The organism is Streptomyces sp. NPDC002176 (assembly GCF_044903645.1).
In the GTDB taxonomy this organism is placed as follows: Bacteria; Actinomycetota; Actinomycetes; order Streptomycetales; family Streptomycetaceae; genus Streptomyces.
On sequence record NZ_JBJDQW010000004.1, the window covers coordinates 452,729 to 471,179 of the forward strand.

Below are 18,451 nucleotides of genomic sequence, written 5' to 3' on the forward strand. Positions count from 1 at the left end.
CGGCGCCCGGCAGAGTGGCCGCCCGTGACGAGCAGCGAACTGTGGAACCGTGACAGTGCCGAGCGCTACGACGCCGAGGAGACCGAGATGTCCTCGGCGGCGGTGCTCGGCCCCACCCTCGACTGCCTCGCCGAACTGGCCGGAGCGGGAAGGGCGTTGGAGTTCGCGGTCGGTACCGGCCGGGTGGCCGTTCCGCTGCGGGAGCGGGGGGTGCCGGTGGCGGGCATCGAGTTCTCCGCGCACATGGCGGCGGTGCTGCGCCGGAAGGTGGACGAGGAGACGCTCCCGGTCACGCTGGGAGACATGGCCACGACGGTCGTACCGGGCGAGTTCAGCCTGGTCTACCTCGTCTACAACACCATCTCCAACCTGCTCACGCAGGACGAGCAGGTGGAGTGCTTCCGTAACGCCGCCCGGCATCTGGCGCCCGGCGGACGCTTCGTCATCGAACTCGGTGTGCCCCCGCTGCGGCTGCTGCCGCCCACGCAGTCGGCGGTGCCGTTCGACGTGTCGGCGGGGCACATCGGGTTCGACACCTTCGACCTGGTGGACCAGGTGCTGGTCTCGCACCACCTCACCCGGGACGGCGAGGACGGCCGGTACCGGCGCTCGGCCTCCCGGCACCGTTACGCCTGGCCCGCCGAGCTGGACCTGATGGCCCGCATCGCCGGACTGAGCCTGGAGCGGCGGGTGGCCGACTGGACCGGGACCCCCTTCACGGACGCCTCGGCCCAGCACATCTCGGTCTGGCGCAAGCCACTCTGACTTCGGGGCCCTTCCCCACCATGGGCCACTCCTGATAGACGCAGGAGGCATGACCCGACTCTCCCGTGCCGCCCGCGGTGTCATCACCGCCGTGGCCGCCCTGCTGACCGTGACCGCCGCCTCCACCACCGCCCGGGCCACACCCGAACCGAGGGCGCCGAAGGACTTCGTGGCCCTCAGGACGGTGGACCCCACGATCATCCAGGAGATGCGCTACTTCACCCCGCACAACTTCGTGGGCGAGCGCATCGACGGCTACCAGCAGCCGATCTGCGTCCTCACCCGCCCGGCCGCCGAAGCCCTGCACCAGGCACAGCGCCAACTCCTGCGCCACGGTTACAGCTTGAAGGTGTACGACTGCTACCGGCCGCAGCGCGCCGTCGACCACTTCGTCCGCTGGGCCGAGGACCTCGACGACGAGGCGATGAAGGCCGAGTTCTATCCGAACGTCGACAAGACCCGGCTCTTCGCCGACGGCTACATCGCGGAGAAGTCCGGCCACAGCCGTGGCTCGACCATGGACCTGACGATCGTCAGGCTCCCGGCCAGGCCGACGCGCCCGTACCGTCCCGGGCAGCCCCTGGTCCCCTGTTACGCCCCCAAGTCCGAGCGCTTCCCCGACAACTCCCTCGACATGGGCACCGGGTTCGACTGCTTCGACCCCCTCGCCCACACCCTGGACCCCCGCGTCCAGGGCCCGCAGCGCGCCAACCGCCTGCTGCTCAAGAACCTCCTGGAGAGCCTCGGCTTCGTGAACCTGGCCGAGGAATGGTGGCACTACACGTACAAGCCGGAGCCGTACCCGAACACGTACTTCGACTTCCCGGTGGCCTGGAAGTCGCTGACCAGGCACTGACCCGGGAGCCCTGCGGCCGCCCGGAACGCACGGTTCGAAGCCCCGGAGGGCAGCCCTTTTCGCGGCGGCGGACAATGGCTCTACGGAAGCTCCACGGAAGACTGCCGGGTGACCGGTACGAGGACCGCCTCGCGGCCCTGTCCGCCGGACAGAACCTCAGAAGGGGAAGCGTGACCGAGACCAGCAGCACCCGATCCGCCGCCAGTGACGCGCAAGAAGCACCACGGAGCCGACTGCAGCGTCTGATGCGCTACATCCCGCTGGTCGCCCCGGTGCTGCTGTGGGCGGTGCCGTGCTGGGTCCTCCTGTACACCGGCCAGCACTGGCCGCTCCCCGCGACCCTGACCGGCACCGCGCTGTTCGTCCTCGGCCTGGTCAGTATGCCGTTCGCGATGGCGCGCGGGCACGGTCGGCGCCAGCAGGACGGGGCCGCGATCGTCGGTGACACGCTGCTGGGCGGCGCCTGGGTCCTGTTCACCTGGTCCGTCCTGCTCGGTGTCCTGCTGCGGCTCGCCCTGGTCGTGGCAGGAGCCGGTGACGGCCAGGACCGGGCGCGCATCGTCACCTGGGCCGTCCTCGCCGTGACCGCCGTGCTGCTCGCCTGGGGGTACGCCGAGGCGCGACGCGTGCCGCGCGTGCGCAGGCTCGACGTGCGACTGCCGCGCCTGGGAGCCGGGCTGGACGGCACCCGCGTCGTCCTGATCACCGACACCCACTACGGTCCGCTCGACCGCGCCCGCTGGTCGGCACGGGTCTGCGAGACGGTGAACACCCTGGAGGCCGACCTGGTCTGCCACACCGGGGACATCGCGGACGGCACCGCCGAACGCCGTCGCGCCCAGGCCGCTCCCCTGGGCACCGTCGAGGCGACGCGGGCCCGCGTCTACGTCACCGGCAACCACGAGTACTACAGCGAGGCCCAGGGCTGGGTCGACCTGATGGACGAGCTGGGCTGGGAGCCGCTGCGCAATCGCCATCTGCTGCTGGAACGCGGCGGTGACACCCTGGTGGTCGCCGGGGTGGACGACGTGACGGCCGAGTCCTCCGGCCTGGCGGGCCACGGCGCTCACCTCGCCGGAGCCCTGGACGGCGCCGAGCCCGACCTCCCCGTCCTGCTCCTCGCCCACCAGCCCAAGTTCATCGACCGCGCGGCGGCCCACGGCATCGACCTCCAGCTCTCCGGCCACACCCACGGCGGCCAGATCTGGCCCTTCCACCACCTGGTCCGCCTCGACCAGCCAGCCTTGGCCGGCCTCACCCACCACGGCCCCCGCACCCTCCTCTACACCAGCCGCGGCACCGGCTTCTGGGGCCCGCCCTTCCGCGTCTTCGCACCGAGCGAGATCACCCTGCTCGTACTCCGCTCCACGTCTTAAGGCGGACCTGGCCCTCTCGTCGGCCGGATGTGGTTCGCTGCTGGGGTGACTCAGGAGTTGGAGATCGTCGCGTTCGAATCCACCGAGGCATTCCAGGCATGGCTCGGTGAGCACCACGCCGCCTCGCCCGGCATCTGGCTCAAGCTGCGCAAGAAGGGCCCCGGAATCATCGCCCTGGACTACGCCCAGGCGCTCGACGTGGCCCTCTGCCACGGCTGGATCGACGGCCAGAAAGGCAAGTTCGACGACGAGTGGTGGCTCCAGCGGTTCACTCCGCGCAAGCCGCGCAGCAGGTGGTCCAAGGTCAACCGGGAAAAGGCGGTCGCCCTGATCGAGCAGGGCCGGATGCGTCCGCCGGGGCAGGCGGAGGTCGACCGCGCCAAGGCGGACGGCCGCTGGGAGGCGGCCTACGCCGGAGCCAGGACCGCCACCGTGCCGGACGACCTCGCCGCGGCGCTGTCCGCCGACCCGGCCGCGGCGGAGTTCTTCGAGACCCTGGACCGCCAGAACCGCTACGCGATCCTGTACCGGGTCCAGGACGCGAAGAAGCCCGAGACCCGTGCGCGCCGGATCGAGAAGTACGTGGCGATGCTGGCGAAGGGCGAGAAGCCGCACCCGTAGACCCGGGGCGGGCTCGGATGGCGGGCGTGATGTCAGCGGGCTACGTTCCGAACGGACCTGTCGGAGGGGGCGGCGAGGGAGACATCGCATGGCGAACGCGGACCGTATCGATGTGCACACCCATGTGGTGCCCCCGTTCTGGGGCGAGGCGCTGCCGAGCCATGGCGGAGATCCGTCGGGCTGGGCCACCCCGGCGTGGAGCCCGGAGGCGCACCTCGCGTACATGGACGACCAGCAGATCGCCACCAGCGTCCTGTCACTGACCGCGCCGAGCGTGGTCGGCTGGGAGGGGCAGGAACGCCGGGACATGGCCCGCGGGGTGAACGAGTACGTCGCGGAGCTGGTCACCCGGTACCCGGGCCGGTTCGGCAACTTCGCCACCGTCCCGCTGCCGGACGTCGAGGGCGCCGTGGCCGAGGCCGAGTACGCGCTGGACGAGCTGGGCGCCGACGGGGTGGTGCTGCTCAGCAACTACGAGGGTGTCTACCTGGGCGACCCGAAGTACGCGCCGCTCTGGGAGGCACTGAACCAGCGGTCGGCCGTGGTGTTCATCCATCCGGGCCACCCGCTGATCCCGCTCCTGCCGGACGTGCCCGGTCCGCTCGTGGACTATCCGTTCGACACCACCCGGAACGCCGTGCAGATGGTGTTCACCGGGGTGCTGGACCAGTACCCGGACGCGAAGATCATCCTGTCGCACGCGGGCGGGTTCGTCCCCTACGCCGTGATGAGGTTCTGCGAGCTGCAACCGGCCCTCGAACCCGACGGACCCACCACCGAGGAGCTGCTGGCGAAGTTCAGGCTCTTCTACTGGGACACCGCCCTGTCCTCCGGTCCGGACGCCTTCCCCAGCTTCCTAGCCTTCGCCGACCACGAACGCATCCTCTTCGGCAGCGACTTCCCCTACGCCCCCGCACCCGTCGCGGGGGCGTTCAACCAGCTCCTGGACACACGCAGCGGCCTCACGGACGAACAGAAGACCGCCTTCAACCACGGCAACGCCAAGAGGATCTTCACGCGCCTCACCTGACGACGACAGGCCGGGTCAGCGGGCGAGGCGGGGGAAGAGCGCCTCGGCGTTGCCGCGGTCGATGGCCTCGGCCTGGCCCGGCGTGAAGTCCGGGTAGGTCTCCAGGAAGTGGTTGTAGTAACTGCCCGCCTCCTGCGGGGCGAAGGGCCAGTCGCTGCCGTAGAGGACGTGACCGGGCTCGGCGAAGGCGAGCAGGGCAGGCAGGGCGGAGGGGCTCGCGGACAGGGCGGTGTCGAAGTAGAACCGCTTGAGGTCGCGGAGGATGTCGTCGGCGTCGCGGTCCCGGTCCACGACGGTGGAGGTCAGGCCGGAGAAACGGTACGCCGCGTACGGCAGGAAGCCGCCACCGTGGGACAGGATGACGCGGACATCGCGGTACCGGTCCATGACGCCGTTCAGCACCATGTTCAGCGCGGTGCGGGTGGTGTCGAAGACGTAGTCCGCGAGCGGGGCCGGGGTGCCGGGCAGCAGCGTCATCGGGGGCTGCGCGGGGTGGACGAAGACGTTCGCCGAGCGGCGGTCCAGCTCGGCCCAGAGCGGCTCGAAGTCCGGGTCGCCGAGGTACTTGCCGTGAGCGTTGGACATCAGCACCACACCGTCGGCCCCGAGGACGTCGAGCGCGTACACGGCCTCCGCGACCGCCGCGTCCACGTCGGGCAGCGGGATGCTGGCGAAGTGGCCGAAGCGGTCGGGGTTGCCCTTGACGACCTCGGCGCCGTACTCGTTGACCGCGCGGGCCAGGTCGCGGGCGTCGGCGTCGTCACCGAGGTGGATGCCGGGCGAGGTGACGGACATGACGCCGGTGGCGATGCCCTGCTGGTCCATCATCGCGATCGCGCTCTCGGGGCTCCAGGCCGGGATGGCCCAGCCGCCCGAGGTGAGACCGCGCGCGGCCAGGGTCTCGGCCCAGACCGGCGGGACGATGTGGTGGTGGACGTCGATGCGTGCGGGGAAGTCCATGACTCAAAGCCTCCTAAAGCTTAGCTTGCTAATGACTTCATTTAGTAAGCTAACAGTCATGCAAGAGACGAGCAACCACGACGAGGGCGACCCCCAGGGCGCGGCTGGGGACGAGGCGAGCGTGCGGGAGCTGGCGCAGGCCGCTGACAGGCTGTTCTACGCGATGCGCCGGTCCCGGGCGGCCACCATGGGGCACTCCGGGGCCGGACTGTCCATGGCACAGCTCACCCTGCTGGAACCGCTCTCCGCCGACGCCAAGGGCGACGGACTGCCGGTCGGCAAGCTCGCCACCACCGCCGAGGTCAGCGTCCCGACCGCCACCCGCATGCTCAAACAGCTCGAGACGGCGGGCGTGGTCACCCGGCAGCGCTCCCCCCACGACGAGCGCCAGGTCCTCGTCCGCCTCACCCAGGACGGCGCCGACCGGCTCGCGGCCATGCGGGGCGACCTCCGCGCGCGCCAGGCCGAGGCACTCGCGCACTTCACCCCCCGGGAACGCCACGAACTCGCCGCGCAGCTCCTGCGCCTGGCCGCCGTCATCGGCGACACCATTCCTCAGCCCACCGAGGGGGACACCGCACGACCGTGACATGCCACCGGCCCTCGAGGCGTTCTGCGCGAGGTGGCCGAGTCACCGCGCGGCGGAGGAAGGCGTCGGGTCCGTCGATGGCGCCGCCGTACGCGGGTTCGGGGGCGGGGACCGGCGCTCCGTAGGGGTTGCCGAGGGGAGGGCTGAGGGCGAGGCGGTAACGGCCGTCGGACGGGCGGGTCTGGTCGGCGTGCTGGTCGAGGAGCGGGCGTCGGGGCGTGGGCTCACGGGAGCCGACTCGGCCGGGGTCGGCGGGGCCGTGGGGCTGCTCGCGGGCGGCGGCGCGAGGGGGACCGTCGGGGAGACGGGGTCCTGGAGTGCGCCGCGCAGGACGGGTACGGCGAGGAGGGCGACGGCCGCGCAGGTCGCACCGGCTACGACGGCGGTGCGCAGGAAGCGGCGGCGGGCGGCGCCACGGCGGATCTCCTCGTACCGGCCGGGCGGCGGTGCGAGGTGTCCGGAGGGGGGCCGCATGATGACGGCGAGGGGGTCGTCGGGTTCGAAGTCCGGACCGTCGTCACTGTATGTGATCAAGGCTTCTCCTCAAGTGGGCGCGGAGCAGTTCGCGGGCCGCGTGCAGGTCGGCCTTGACGGTTCCTTCCTTGCGCCCGGTCAGCTCGGCCACCTCCCGGATCGGCAAGTCAGCGTAGTAGTGCAGGAGGGTCGGTATGCGCAGTCGTTCGGGGAGCGCCTGGACGAGCAGGCGGACCGACGGATCGTTCTGCTCGGTGGGCGGGAGGACGGATGCCTCCACGGTGGCGCGGCGCACGGCCCGGCGTTCGCGCTCCAGGCGGCGCCAGTGATCGCGGACGATGTTGGCGGCCGTGACGTAGAGGAAGCCCCGGGGCTCCGACACTGACGTCCAGCGGGCCCAGAGGCGGGTGAACGCCTCCGAGGCGATCTCGTGCGCGGTCTCGTCGTCGTCGACCAGACGGCGGCACCAGCCGGCCAGGCGCGGATAGAGAACGGCGAACAGCTCGGCTGCCGCCTTCTCACGGGACCGTTTCAACACTCTCCAGGGGGTGGGGGGCATTCTTCACGTCCGGGTGCGCGGGGCAACCCTTGGGGAAGACCCCGGACCGAGGCCGTACGCTCCACACTCCACGCTCCGTGGCGTACGTTCCGTCGGTCCGGGATCGGGGCGGGCGGCGACCGTTCAGTGACGTGCGGCGCGCAGCACGGCGAAGACGATCACGTTGTCGCGATAGCCGTCGCCGGTACGGGGGCCGCCGCAGGTGATGAGCCGCAACTCCGGCCGGTCGACGTCGCCGTACACCGCCGCCGTAGGAAACTCGGCCTTCGCGACCGTCCGTACGGAGGTGACCGTGAACTCGGCCGACGTGCCGTTCTCCAGGCGCACGCTGATCTCGCCGCCCCGGCGCAGCCGGTCGAGCCGACGGAAGACGCCGTCCCCGTAGGCGCCGACCGTGACATGACCGAGGATCACCGACGGTCCCGTCTGACCCGGCGTCGGGGAGTCCTGGTACCAGCCCGCCTGATCGTGCGCGGTGATCGGCGGCACCTGCACGGTGCCGTCCTGCGCCAGCCCGAGCCGCATGACCGGGGTGTCGACGCCGATCCCAGGCATCCGCAGGCGCACCGGCATCGAGCGGCTCTGCGCGACCTTGGACGGATCCGCAGCGGGCGGGGGTGTCACGTGCGCGCCCCCGTCGCCACCGTGACCGCCGCAGCTCACGAGCAGCGAGCCCGCCACCGCGGTGACGAACACGCGCCTGGAGAGGTGGGTCATGCCCCGGTCGCCCGTCGGCGGCGCACGAGGAAGACCGCCGCGCCACCCACCGCGAGCACACCCGCGGAACTTCCGCCGATCAGCATGCCGTCCGAGCCGGAGCCGGTGGTCACGCCGGTATTGGGCGCGCCACTCGGCACGACGCCGACCTGGCCACCCCCCTCACGCGGCGCGACGGAAGGCACGGGAGTGGCCGCCTGGCTCGGCACCCGGGTCGGGACCGCACTGGGCGCCTCACTCGGCGCCTCACTCGGCTCCGCGCTGACCGGCGCGCTCGGCCGGGCCGACGGCGCGGCGGAGGCGGCGGGACGGGGAGTCGCGGACGAGTCCGCCCCACTGGCGAACGCGGGCACCGTGCTCGCCAACACGGCGACGCACGCGGCTGCCGTGGCGCTGAGGACTGTTCGGCGCATGTATCGCTCTCTTTCGTCGTCCGTCCCGGCGGATGGCCGGACCGGCTGCGTGATGGATCGAGCGAAGAGACGAGACAGGGGTGGTACGGGTTGTAAAGGATCGGCAAAGTCGCGGGGGGGGGTGACACATGGCTGTCGCCCATGCACAACGCTCACGTCAGCAGCCTGCGCTGATGCTCTACATGGTCATACGCTCATGCCGTAGCCCAATTCCTCGGCTGCGATATGCCAGAAAGAGTTCTCGTCGGCAACGGCCTCGGCATCAAGTGCCCCAAATCGTTCCAGCAACGTTTCGATGAGCACGTCGGCGGCCTGCCCGGCCAGGTCCACGGTCTCATCGTCGTCCAGACCGTCGCCGGGCCCCTCGTATGCAGCGGCCTCAGCAGCGGCCTTCTCATAAGCACGGTTGAAGGCGACGAACACGTCGACGCTGGAGTTCACCAGTTGGGGAACACCGTCTTCCGGCAGGCACCACAGCGAGCCGTCATGACGCCGTAGGGCGAGCGCACTCAGCCCTGGATCGATCGCAACCAGGGCGTACCGCACACCGTCGACCACGCGTTCCGCAAGTGGGGAGCCCTGCCACATACCCGGAAAGGGGGAGCCAGCACATCCGGCCAGGAGTGAGGCGACTTCAGCGTCGTTCATGCCGAGAACATAGCTCGCCTCAACATGGCCTCACCAAGGCGGTGAACCTCTGCGAAAGTTCTCCCCGCCCCGTCATGCGATGGTCAACGCGTCAGGCCGAAGGCCGGATACGGCCCTACAGTGAGGACATGTCAGACGACGGGCACCGCGTGACCGTGGACGACGGCGTCGGAATCCCGGCGCCCGCCGACGGCGAGGTATGGACGGTGGGGGCCGTCATCCTCAATCGGAACGGCCACGCCTTCGCCCAGAAGCGCAGCCTTGACCGGCGGCTCTTCCCGGACTGCTGGGACATCGTCGGCGGCCACGTCGAGCCCGGCGAATCCCTCCTGGACGCCCTCGCCCGCGAGGTGGAAGAGGAGACCAACTGGCGTTTGCGCCGCGTCCGGCGCCTCCTTGGGATCACCAACTGGACCGGCGACGACGGGGCCGGAATGCGGCACGAGGCCGACTACCTCATCGAGGTCGACGGCGACTTGGACCACCCCACCCTGGAACGGTCCAAGCACACCGCCTACGCCTGGTTCGGCCCCGCCGACCTCCCCCGCCTCAAAGAGAACCGGACCCCCGGCGAATACCTCATCCACGACCTGATCGCGAAGGCCCTACAAGATCCCCCGGACATGGCCTAGCCGAGAAAGCTCAGTCGCACCTACCCGTTGGCTCACCGCCACCCTCGCGCGGCTGGGCGATCAACTGAAGGCGGGCGAGACCTGCAGCGGCACCGGGGCGAAGGAGGCACAGACACGGATCCCACCGCCGATCAGATCCAGGAAATGGGCACCAGCCCCTTCAAGGAAGCCGATCAAGTACACGGCGAGCATCCATCTGATCCGCAGCGGCTGGCCCCTCCACCGTTCCCGCACTCCACCCCTCACCGGGCCAACCTATGCGTGACGCGGCACATCGATCAAAGAAACGACCGCCCCACCCGGCGGCGTTATCAGTGCACGTAGCTACAACTCGTAGTCCTGGGCCAACTTCTCCCAACGAGTACCGCGAAGCGCAAGATCGGCGTCCTCACCCGCCGGTACCTCCGGTGCTGGCTGGAACCAAGCGACAACGAGGGTTGAACTGTCCATTACCGGGTCGAGCGCCGTGGAGCGAAAACACCAACGCAGGCCACGGCAGGCAGCTCAGGGCAGGCATGTCGGCCAGGCACGTCGGTCAGTTCCTCGAAACTCGCGGACTGCTCACCTCATGCGAGTGTTCCGCATCAGCGACGGCACCACCATGCGCTACATCACCACAGCTACCGCAGCTCAATGCGCGACGGGCGGCTCAAGGCATCCCGTCTCCGGGAAATGCCCGTCGACCTGCAGGTACACTCTCTCTTCGGTGACAGCTCCAGTGAGGCATGCAGTCCGCCCCACGAACACGCCGAAGGTACTGCCTTTAGCGGCTCCCGCAGAGGTTGCTGCCGCAGGTTCATCAATGGTCACTCGCCCCGCACCAAGCTTCTCAAGTATGGGACGCAGGTCACGAGGGGCAACACGCCCCCTCTTTCGCTGGGCTTCGAGGGCGGGACGAAGGGCCTTCGCCTTGTCGAGGGCGTCTCGCTCATCGGTGGCACTCATGGAGCGGGGGCGTTGGGCGGCGCCGTTGTCGCCGTAGTTCGGTGGAGCGTCAGCATCAGGTGACTGGTCCCCCACACCTGGGCGAGGCGCCGCGTTGGCCGCGCGTGTCCCGTTCAGGTTGGAGAAGAGGTCGTCTCCGGAGCATCCGCTGGCAGTCAACGAGACGATGAGGAGGCTTCCCACGATGGCAGTTCTTCGCAGCAGCATGCGGTGATTGTTTCTGGGGTTGCCGGCGGCGTCCTGAGTAGGAGTACTCACATGAGAGGGCCGAGTTGGCCCGCGGGCTGAGGCCCCATAGGCTCGGCTCCTGCTCCGGGGACGATGTGGACTGCTGGTCACAGGTCCTGGATGCGCTTGCCGTTGGGCGCGAGCCGTCGATGTTCAACCTCGCCGCTGCAGTCCCACTGAAGCAAACCCCTAGCCGAGAAAGCTCAGTCGCACCTGACGGTTGGGATTGTCCCGGTTCGTATCCACCAGGCAGACCGACTGCCAGGTACCCAGTTCGAGGCTGCCGTCGATCACCGGCAGGGTCGCGTGGGGTGGGACGATCGCGGGGAGGACGTGGTCGCGGCCGTGGCCGGGGCTGCCGTGGCGGTGCTGCCAGCGGTCGTCGGCCGGGAGCAGGGTGTGCAGGGCGGTGAGCAGGTCGTCGTCGCTGCCCGCGCCGGTCTCGATGACGGCGACACCGCAGGTCGCATGGGGTACGAAGATGTTGAGGAGGCCATCGCGGCCCGCCGCGACCTCGCCCAGGAAGTGCTCGCACTCTTGAGTGAGGTCCACGACCCGCTCACGGGAACCGGTGGCGACGTCGAGCACGCGCGTGGTGAAGGCATCTGACATGCCTCCATCCTCACCCGGCCGCCGCGTTTCACGCCCCTCGGCGCGACCGTTCCGCGATACGGGCCGTCCACTGGACGAGACACCGTTGACCGGCGAACGTCAGCCTGGCTACGTTCACCGGCATGTCGCGTTCAGCCCTGCTCACCACGCGTGGTCACATCGACCTGCTTCGGGTGGCCTCCGCCGCGTGTCGCCCCGGCCGCTGACGCCTTTCCCCCGTTCCACCCCCGCCCTTCCTTCGGGCTGCCTCGCGTTCCCCGTCCGCCACACGTGACCCTCCGCTGAGCCGAGGGCGCCGTGGCGGTCATGGGCGCACCCTCTTCAGCGCTCTCCACCGTGTGGAGCACCCATGAGCATCAGCCATGCCCCACCCCATCCGTCCGACGTCCCGGACATGACCAAACTCCCCGCTTCTCCCACTCTGCAACGCCTCGTCCCCGCCTCCTCCCGGCGCACCCGGCTCCCCCGCTGGCTACGCCGTACCACCGGCCCGCTCGCCCTCCTCGCCCTGTGGCAACTCCTCAGCGTGACCGGCGTATTGGCGCCCGATGTACTGGCCTCACCGGGACGCATCGCGCAGGTCGCCGGTGATCTGACGGCGGATGGTTCGCTGCCGTCGGCCATGGCCATCTCGCTGCAGCGCGTCGCCGCCGGGCTGGTCCTCGGCACGGTGATCGGCACCGGACTCGCCCTGGTCTCAGGGCTGTTCCGCATCGGCGAGGACGTGGTCGACGCCCCGGTGCAGATGTTGCGGACGGTGCCCTTCGTGGGTCTCATCCCGCTCTTCATCATCTGGTTCGGCATCGGGGAGGCCCCCAAGATCGCCATCATCACCCTGGGCGTGACCTTCCCGCTGTATCTCAACGTCTACGCGGGCATTCGCGGCGTCGACTCCCAACTCATCGAGGCCGGTGAGTCATTGGGGCTCTCCCGCTGGGGTCTCGTCCGCCATGTGGTGCTGCCGGGCGCCCTTCCCGGCGCGCTCACCGGCCTGCGCTACTCCCTCGGCATCGCCTGGCTCGCCCTGATCTTCGCCGAACAGGTCAACGCCGACTCCGGCATCGGCTTCCTGATGGTGCAGGCACGCGACTTCCTGCGGACCGACGTGATCGTGGTCTGCCTGATCGTCTACGCCTTCCTCGGCCTCCTCGCCGATTTCATCGTCCGCTCCCTCGAAAGGCTCTTGCTGCGATGGCGACCGACGTTCACGGGCCGGTGAGCCCCGCGACCACCGAGGTCGCCCAGGCCGTCCATGTCGAGGGGCTGACCCGCGCCTTCGACGGCCGAGCCGTCATCGACGACCTCGAACTCGACCTCGCGCCGGGCGAGTTCGTCGCCCTGCTCGGCCGCAGCGGTTGCGGCAAGTCCACACTGCTCCGGGTCCTCGCCGGACTCGACCGCGACATCGACGGCACCGTACTGGTCCCCCGCCGCCGCTCGGTCGCGTTCCAGGCGCCCCGGCTCATGCCGTGGAAGAGGGTGTGGCGCAACGTCCTGCTGGGCCTGCAGGGCAATCCCGAACGCGCGCTGGCGGAGCAGGCGTTGGAGGAGGTGGGGCTCGGCCATCGGGTGAATGCGTGGCCGAAGACCCTGTCCGGCGGGGAGGCCCAGCGCGTCTCGCTCGCCCGTGCCCTGGTCCGCGAACCCGATCTCCTGCTGCTCGACGAGCCTTTCGGCGCCCTGGACGCGCTCACCCGTATCAACGCCCAACGCTTGGTGGGTGAGTTGTGGCAGCGCCGGGGCTGCGCGGTGCTGCTGGTCACGCACGACGTGGAGGAGGCCGTACTGCTCGCCGACCGCGTCCTGGTGATGGACGGCGGCCGCATCGCCCACGAGCAGCGTGTCGCACTCGACCGGCCCCGCGACCTGACCGACCCCCGCTTCGCCGCGATCCGCGCCGATCTGCTGGCACGCCTCGGTGTCACGCCGACGGCGGAAGCGGCCTGAACCTCCCCCATCCACTCGCGTCATGACCCTCGCACCATGAACGGAACCTTCATGCGACGACTCCTGGCCCCTGCCGTGCTGCTCCTTCCCTTGGCCCTTCTCCTCACTTCCTGCGGTGGGGACTCCGCAGCCGACACGGGCGCGCGGATCGACGGCTCGGGCTCCGTCACGCTCTCCGTCGGCGACCAGAAGGGTGGCTCCGAGGCCATCCTGCGGGCCGCCGGGGAGCTGAAGAACCTGGACTACCGGATCAAGTGGTCGACCTTCAGCTCGGGCCCGCCCCTGCTGGAGGCGGTCAACGCCGGGGCCGTGGACATCGGCGGCGTCGGCAACACCCCGCCCGTCTTCGCGGCGGGCGCTGGCTCCAAGATCGCGGTGGTGGCCGCCTGGCACGGCACGTCCCAGGCCGACGCCATCCTCGTCCGGAACGGCTCCGAGCTGACCGGTCCGAAGCAGCTAAAGGGCAGGTCCGTGGCCGTCGCCCAGGGCTCCTCCGCCCACTACCAACTGGTCGCCTCCCTCGAAGCGGCCGGGCTCCACCTGAAGGACATCAAGGTCAAGTACCTCCAGCCGGCCGACGCGCTCGCCGCGTTCAACTCCGGCAAGGTCGACGCCTGGGCGGTCTGGGACCCGTACACCTCGCAGATCCTCCAGAACAAGCAGGGCCGGGTCCTCACCACCGGCGACGGTGTCACCAACGGGCTCACCTTCCAGGTCGCGTCGCCCGGAGCGCTGCGCGACGCGAAGAAGGCCGCCGCCGTCAAGGACTACCTGGCCAGGCTGCGGCGCGCGCAGGACTGGGTGCACGGGCATCAGGAGGAGTGGGCCAAGGTGTGGGCCAAGGACACGGGGCTGCCGTACAAGGTGGCGCTCGCCTCCGTACGCCGTACCAACGCCACTCGTGTCGCCGTCGCCGTGGACAAGCCTCTCATCGCCTCCGAGCAGCGGATCGCCGACACCTTCACCGAGCTGAACCTGATCCCGAAGAAGGTCGACTTCGGCGACTTCGTGGACCCGCGCTTCAACGGCGACCTGCCGCCCTCGACCACTCCGGCCAAGCACTGACACGGGAGGACCCGACATGACCGTACGACTCCACTGGTTCCTGCCCACCGGCGGCGACGGCCGCACCCTGGTCGACCGGCACGCCTACGGCTCCAACATCGGCCGCGAGACCCGCGGCCTGCGCACCCCCGACATCGAGTACCTGACGCAGATAGCCAAGGCGGCCGAGCAGCTGGGCTTCGAGGCGGTGCTGACCCCGACCGGCACCTGGTGCGAGGACGCCTGGCTGACCACGGTGGCCCTCGCCCAGCACACCGAACGCCTGAAGTTCCTGGTGGCCTTCCGCCCCGGCCTGCTCTCCCCCACCCTGGCCGCCCAGATGGCCGCGACCTACCAGCGCCTCACCCGCGGACGACTCCTGCTCAACGTCGTCACCGGAGGCGACTCGTCGGAGCAACGCCGCTTCGGCGACCACCTCGACCACGACCGGCGCTACGAACGCACCGACGAATTCCTGTCCGTCGTACGCGGCGTTTGGCGGGGCGAGCCGTACGACTTCCACGGCGCCCACTACGAGGTGGAAGGTGGTCTCACCTCCCTCCCTCCGGACCCGGTGCCGGAAGTGTTCTTCGGCGGCTCCTCCCAGGCGGCTGGACCGGTGGCCGCGCGCCACGCCGACGTGTACCTCACCTGGGGCGAGCCACCGGCCCAGGTGAAGGCGAAGATCGACTGGATTCGCTCGCTGGCCGAGCGGGAGGGGCGCACGGTCCGCTTCGGCATCCGGCTGCACACCATCTCCCGCGACTCGTCCGCCGACGCCTGGTCGACGGCGAACCGGCTGCTCGACGACCTGGACGCCGACACCATCGCCGCCGCCCAGGCAGCCCTGGGACGCAGCGAGTCGGTAGGACAGCGGCGGATGCTGGAACTGCACGGCGGCTCCCGCGACCAGCTGGAGATCTACCCCAATCTCTGGGCGGGTGTCGGCCTGGTCCGGGGCGGCGCGGGCACCGCGCTGGTCGGCAGCCACGCGGAGGTCGCCGACCGGATCGAGGAGTACCACGCCCTCGGCGTCGAACACTTCGTGCTGTCCGGATATCCGCACCTGGAGGAGGCGTACTGGTTCGGTGAGGGCGTGATCCCCGAACTGGCCGCCCGCGGCCTGCTGTCCGCCGACACGGCATCGCGGACCACCGGACGCGGGGCCCCACTGCTGGCCGCCGGCGGCCGCTGAGCCCTCCGAGCACCGCTCACCACCGGCCGTCCCGGCCCCTCACCGGGGCGGCCGCGTGACCGGGCTCGCGCTGCCCGACGGTGTGCCCGACCTGGCGTCGGCCTTCTGCTGGGCGTTGAAGTCGGCCACGTTCCGCAGATGCCGGGTGTAGTCGGCGGTGAAGCGGGTGTCGCCGGGCTTGACGGTGACGAAGTACAGCCAGTCCCCCTTCGGCGGGTTGGTCACCGCCCGCATCGCGTCCTCACCGGGGTTGTCGATCGGCGTGGGCGGCAGCCCCATGCGCTGGTAGGAGTTGTACGGGCTCTCGATCCGGGTGTCGTCGATGCTGGTGTGGATGGTGTTGCGCTTCAGGGCGTAGTTGAGGGTGGAGTCCATCTGGAGCGGCATTCCGCGCTCCAGCCGGTTGAAGACGACGCGGGCCACCTTCCCCATGTCGCTCTTGGTGGCCGCCTCTGCCTGCACGACGCTCGCGACGGTGACGGCCTCGTAGACGTTCATCGCGTTCCGCTGCGCTCCGGCCGCGACCGGTGCGCCGTTGAACCGTCGGTTGGCCGTCTCGACCATCTTCCGGAGCAGCGATTCGACGGTGGTGTCGTCGGTGAGGGTGTAGGTCGCCGGGAAGAGGTAGCCCTCCGGGTTTCCCTCGGCGGCGGACTCCAGCTTGAGGCCCGCCTTGGCTACGGTTTTGCGGGCGCTGCCGGGCGGCAGTGCGAGCGCCTTGTCGATCGCGTCGTAGATCTGGCTCGCGCGCCAGCCCTCCGGGATCACGAGGGTGGTGGGCTCGTCGTCCCCGAATCCCCCCAGGCTCAGCGGCACCACCACGGCGGTGCCGACCAGGACGGCGCCGACCCCGGTGAGGGCGAGTCTGCCCCGGCGCGTCAGTCGCGTCATGCTCCGTGACGGAGTCTTCGTCTGCATGCGGGCACGGTAATACGCATATGACCGTAGAACCGACATATCTTCAGCTTGTCGGCTCCTGATCACCCATCATGACGACTCGTCAGCCGGTGGGTTCGAGCTGGGCGTCCCTGCGCACCAGTGCCGCGTAGCGCCCGTCGCGCGCCAGCAGTTCGTCGTGCGTGCCCAGTTCGGCCACCCGGCCGGAATCGAGGACGGCTATCTGGTCGGCGTCCCGGACGGTCGAGAGCCGGTGGGCGATGGTGATGGTCGTCCGGTCGGCCGACAACGCGTCGATCGCCTCCTGGACCGCCGCCTCGGTACGGGTGTCCAGGGCGCTGGTCGCCTCGTCGAGGATAAGGACGGGCGGGTCGCGCAGGATGGTGCGGGCGATCGCCAGGCGCTGCTTCTCCCCACCGGAGAACCGGTGTCCGCGTTCACCGACGATCGTGTCGTATCCGTCCGGCAGCGCGGTGATGTGGTCGTGGATCTGGGCGGCGCGGGCCGCCGTGTGCAGCTCGTCGTCGGTGGCGTCGGGCTTGGCGAAGCGGAGATTGTCGGCGACGGAGGCGTGGAAGAGGTAGGTCTCCTGCGCGACGACGCCGACCGCCCGGGCGACGGTGTCGAAGTCGAGGTCGCGGACGTCCACCCCGTCGACGGTGACGCGGCCGCCGGTGACGTCGTACAGCCGGGGCACCAGGCAGCCGAACGTCGATTTTCCGGCGCCGGTCGGACCCACGACGGCGAGGCTGCCTCCGGCGGGCACCGTGAGGTCGATGCCGTCGAGGACCGGGCCGCTCTTCTCGTCGTACCGGAACTCGACCCCTTCAAAGCGGACCTCGCCCTTGATGTCGTCGAGGTGGACGGGGTCCACGCGTTCGGTGATGTCGATGGGCAGGTCGAGGTACTCGAAGATGCGCTGGAAGAGCGCGAGGGACGCCTGGATCTGGACGCCGGTGGACAGCAGGCTCACGGCGGGCCGGAACAGACCCTGCTGGAGCGAGACGAAGGCGACGAGCGTGCCCAGCGAGACTTCGGGACCGCCGAACTGCAGGGCCAGTCCCGCGGCCCAGTAGATGAACGCGGGCATCGCCGCCATGACGATCGTGATCACCGCCATGCGCCAGCGTCCCGCCATGCTCGCCCGGACCTCCAGGTCGACCAGGCGCTCGGACTCCTCGGCGAAGCCCGCGGTCAGCGAGTCGGAGCGGCCCATGGTGCGGCCGAGCAGGATGCCGCTGACGGACAGCGACTCGGTGACGGTGGCGGCCATCACGGCCATCTGTTTCTGCCGCCGGGTGGTGATTCTCTTGCGCTCGTCGCCGACGCGGCGACTGATCCAGACGAACACCGGGAGCAGGAGCAGCGAGACGATCGTGAGCCGCCAGTCGAGGGCGACCATCGCCACGATCGTGGCGACCACGCTGGTGGTGTTGGAGACCAGGGAGGTGGCGGTGGAGGTGACGGTGGCCTGCATCCCGCCGATGTCGTTGGCGATGCGGGACTGCACCTCGCCGGTGCGGGTGCGGGTGAAGAAGGCGAGGGACATCCGCTGGAGTCGGCCGTAGACGGCGGTGCGCAGGTCGTGCATGACGCGCTGGCCGACGGTGGTCGAGATCAGCGTCTGGAGGACGCCGAAGACGCTGGAGAGGACCGCGCTGAGGATCATGCCGAGCGCGAGCAGGCTCAGCAGTCCGGTGCGGCCCTGCGGGATGGCGACGTCGAGGATCTCCCGCAGCAGGAAGGGTGTGGCCACCGAGACCAGCGAGGAGGCGCCGACCAGCAGGCCGACGACGGCGAGCCGACCGCGGTAGGGACGGAAGAGTTTGAGGATGCGGCGCACCTGTCGGGGCTGCTCCCCGGCATCAGGGGGCGGCATCCAGGACGTTTCTCGTTCGAGGCTCAAAGGACTCCTAGGAAGGCGAGAAGGGCCGGACCGACGG

The 18,451-nt window shown here is 70.0% G+C and carries 21 protein-coding genes; 12 read left to right on the plus strand and 9 right to left on the minus strand.

Going from position 1 to position 18,451, the window contains the following annotated elements:
• Nucleotides 1-24: 24 nt before the first annotated feature.
• From ACI2LY_RS21170 to ACI2LY_RS21190, 5 genes are all read left to right on the plus strand, one after another.
• Nucleotides 25-765 carry a class I SAM-dependent DNA methyltransferase gene (locus ACI2LY_RS21170; RefSeq protein ID WP_404708503.1) on the plus strand — a complete coding sequence of 247 codons (741 nt, stop codon included), beginning with the start codon at nt 25-27 and terminating at the stop codon, nt 763-765.
• A 49-nt stretch (nt 766-814) separates the two neighbouring features.
• Complete coding sequence (locus ACI2LY_RS21175; protein ID WP_404708504.1) at nt 815-1,621, plus strand: M15 family metallopeptidase; 807 nt, start codon at nt 815-817, stop codon at nt 1,619-1,621.
• Nucleotides 1,622-1,791: 170 nt separating this feature from the next.
• On the plus strand, nt 1,792-2,997 hold the full coding sequence (locus ACI2LY_RS21180; protein ID WP_404708505.1) for a metallophosphoesterase: 1,206 nt from the start codon (nt 1,792-1,794) through the stop codon (nt 2,995-2,997).
• A 27-nt stretch (nt 2,998-3,024) separates the two neighbouring features.
• A complete protein-coding gene (locus tag ACI2LY_RS21185) occupies nt 3,025-3,618 on the plus strand; it encodes a YdeI family protein (RefSeq protein WP_404708506.1) in 594 nt (197 codons plus the stop codon).
• An 88-nt stretch (nt 3,619-3,706) separates the two neighbouring features.
• The gene (locus ACI2LY_RS21190) at nt 3,707-4,648 is read left to right on the plus strand and encodes an amidohydrolase family protein (protein WP_404708507.1); all 942 of its coding nucleotides are present in this window, start codon (nt 3,707-3,709) and stop codon (nt 4,646-4,648) included.
• 15 nt (nt 4,649-4,663) lie between these two features.
• On the opposite strand, the gene ACI2LY_RS21195 is transcribed toward ACI2LY_RS21190, so the two are convergent.
• The gene (locus ACI2LY_RS21195; protein ID WP_404708508.1) at nt 4,664-5,608 is read right to left on the minus strand and encodes an amidohydrolase family protein; all 945 of its coding nucleotides are present in this window, start codon (nt 5,606-5,608) and stop codon (nt 4,664-4,666) included.
• A 58-nt stretch (nt 5,609-5,666) separates the two neighbouring features.
• On the opposite strand from ACI2LY_RS21195, the gene ACI2LY_RS21200 reads away from it, so the two are divergent.
• Nucleotides 5,667-6,197 carry a MarR family winged helix-turn-helix transcriptional regulator gene (locus tag ACI2LY_RS21200; RefSeq protein ID WP_404708509.1) on the plus strand — a complete coding sequence of 177 codons (531 nt, stop codon included), beginning with the start codon at nt 5,667-5,669 and terminating at the stop codon, nt 6,195-6,197.
• A gap of 42 nt (nt 6,198-6,239) precedes the next feature.
• On the opposite strand, the gene ACI2LY_RS21205 is transcribed toward ACI2LY_RS21200, so the two are convergent.
• The 5 genes from ACI2LY_RS21205 to ACI2LY_RS21225 all read right to left on the minus strand — a co-directional run bounded on the left by ACI2LY_RS21205 (nt 6,240) and on the right by ACI2LY_RS21225 (nt 9,008).
• Nucleotides 6,240-6,731, minus strand: a complete 492-nt coding sequence (locus tag ACI2LY_RS21205; RefSeq protein WP_404708510.1) for a hypothetical protein — start codon at nt 6,729-6,731, stop codon at nt 6,240-6,242.
• Entirely contained in the window at nt 6,715-7,206 is a 492-nt protein-coding gene (locus ACI2LY_RS21210; RefSeq protein WP_135786938.1) for an RNA polymerase sigma factor, read from the minus strand. Before ACI2LY_RS21210 ends, ACI2LY_RS21205 begins: the two co-directional genes overlap by 17 nt.
• 147 nt (nt 7,207-7,353) lie before the next feature.
• A complete protein-coding gene (locus ACI2LY_RS21215; protein WP_404708511.1) occupies nt 7,354-7,947 on the minus strand; it encodes a class F sortase in 594 nt (197 codons plus the stop codon).
• Complete coding sequence (locus ACI2LY_RS21220; protein WP_404708512.1) at nt 7,944-8,360, minus strand: sortase-dependent protein; 417 nt, start codon at nt 8,358-8,360, stop codon at nt 7,944-7,946. Before ACI2LY_RS21220 ends, ACI2LY_RS21215 begins: the two co-directional genes overlap by 4 nt.
• A 186-nt stretch (nt 8,361-8,546) precedes the next feature.
• On the minus strand, nt 8,547-9,008 hold the full coding sequence (locus ACI2LY_RS21225; protein WP_404708513.1) for an SUKH-4 family immunity protein: 462 nt from the start codon (nt 9,006-9,008) through the stop codon (nt 8,547-8,549).
• A 128-nt stretch (nt 9,009-9,136) separates the two neighbouring features.
• Between ACI2LY_RS21225 and ACI2LY_RS21230 the strand changes: the two genes are divergently transcribed.
• Nucleotides 9,137-9,640 (plus strand): NUDIX hydrolase, encoded by a 504-nt coding sequence (locus tag ACI2LY_RS21230; protein WP_404708514.1) that lies wholly within the window; start codon nt 9,137-9,139, stop codon nt 9,638-9,640.
• Between the two features lie 1,362 nt (nt 9,641-11,002).
• Here the strand turns inward: ACI2LY_RS21230 and ACI2LY_RS21235 are convergent.
• Entirely contained in the window at nt 11,003-11,425 is a 423-nt protein-coding gene (locus ACI2LY_RS21235; protein WP_393910888.1) for a YjbQ family protein, read from the minus strand.
• A gap of 122 nt (nt 11,426-11,547) precedes the next feature.
• Here ACI2LY_RS21235 and ACI2LY_RS21240 point away from each other — a divergent pair, with 122 nt between their 5' ends.
• The 5 genes from ACI2LY_RS21240 to ACI2LY_RS21260 all read left to right on the plus strand — a co-directional run bounded on the left by ACI2LY_RS21240 (nt 11,548) and on the right by ACI2LY_RS21260 (nt 15,611).
• On the plus strand, nt 11,548-11,631 hold the full coding sequence (locus ACI2LY_RS21240; RefSeq protein ID WP_343235472.1) for a putative leader peptide: 84 nt from the start codon (nt 11,548-11,550) through the stop codon (nt 11,629-11,631).
• A gap of 143 nt (nt 11,632-11,774) precedes the next feature.
• Nucleotides 11,775-12,644 (plus strand): ABC transporter permease, encoded by an 870-nt coding sequence (locus ACI2LY_RS21245; protein WP_404708515.1) that lies wholly within the window; start codon nt 11,775-11,777, stop codon nt 12,642-12,644.
• Nucleotides 12,617-13,372 carry an ABC transporter ATP-binding protein gene (locus ACI2LY_RS21250; RefSeq protein WP_404708516.1) on the plus strand — a complete coding sequence of 252 codons (756 nt, stop codon included), beginning with the start codon at nt 12,617-12,619 and terminating at the stop codon, nt 13,370-13,372. The genes ACI2LY_RS21245 and ACI2LY_RS21250 overlap by 28 nt, the downstream gene beginning before the upstream one ends.
• A gap of 51 nt (nt 13,373-13,423) precedes the next feature.
• Nucleotides 13,424-14,437 carry an ABC transporter substrate-binding protein gene (locus ACI2LY_RS21255; protein ID WP_404708772.1) on the plus strand — a complete coding sequence of 338 codons (1,014 nt, stop codon included), beginning with the start codon at nt 13,424-13,426 and terminating at the stop codon, nt 14,435-14,437.
• Between the two features lie 16 nt (nt 14,438-14,453).
• Entirely contained in the window at nt 14,454-15,611 is a 1,158-nt protein-coding gene (locus ACI2LY_RS21260; protein ID WP_404708517.1) for an LLM class flavin-dependent oxidoreductase, read from the plus strand.
• A gap of 39 nt (nt 15,612-15,650) precedes the next feature.
• Here ACI2LY_RS21260 and mltG read toward each other — a convergent pair whose 3' ends face one another.
• Both mltG and ACI2LY_RS21270 read right to left on the minus strand, forming a co-directional pair.
• Nucleotides 15,651-16,529: an endolytic transglycosylase MltG gene (gene mltG, locus ACI2LY_RS21265; RefSeq protein WP_404708518.1), complete on the minus strand. Its 879-nt coding sequence runs from the start codon at nt 16,527-16,529 to the stop codon at nt 15,651-15,653.
• An 82-nt stretch (nt 16,530-16,611) separates the two neighbouring features.
• Nucleotides 16,612-18,387, minus strand: coding sequence for an ABC transporter ATP-binding protein (locus ACI2LY_RS21270; RefSeq protein WP_404708519.1), 1,776 nt, complete (start codon nt 18,385-18,387; stop codon nt 16,612-16,614).
• Nucleotides 18,388-18,451: the final 64 nt, after the last annotated feature.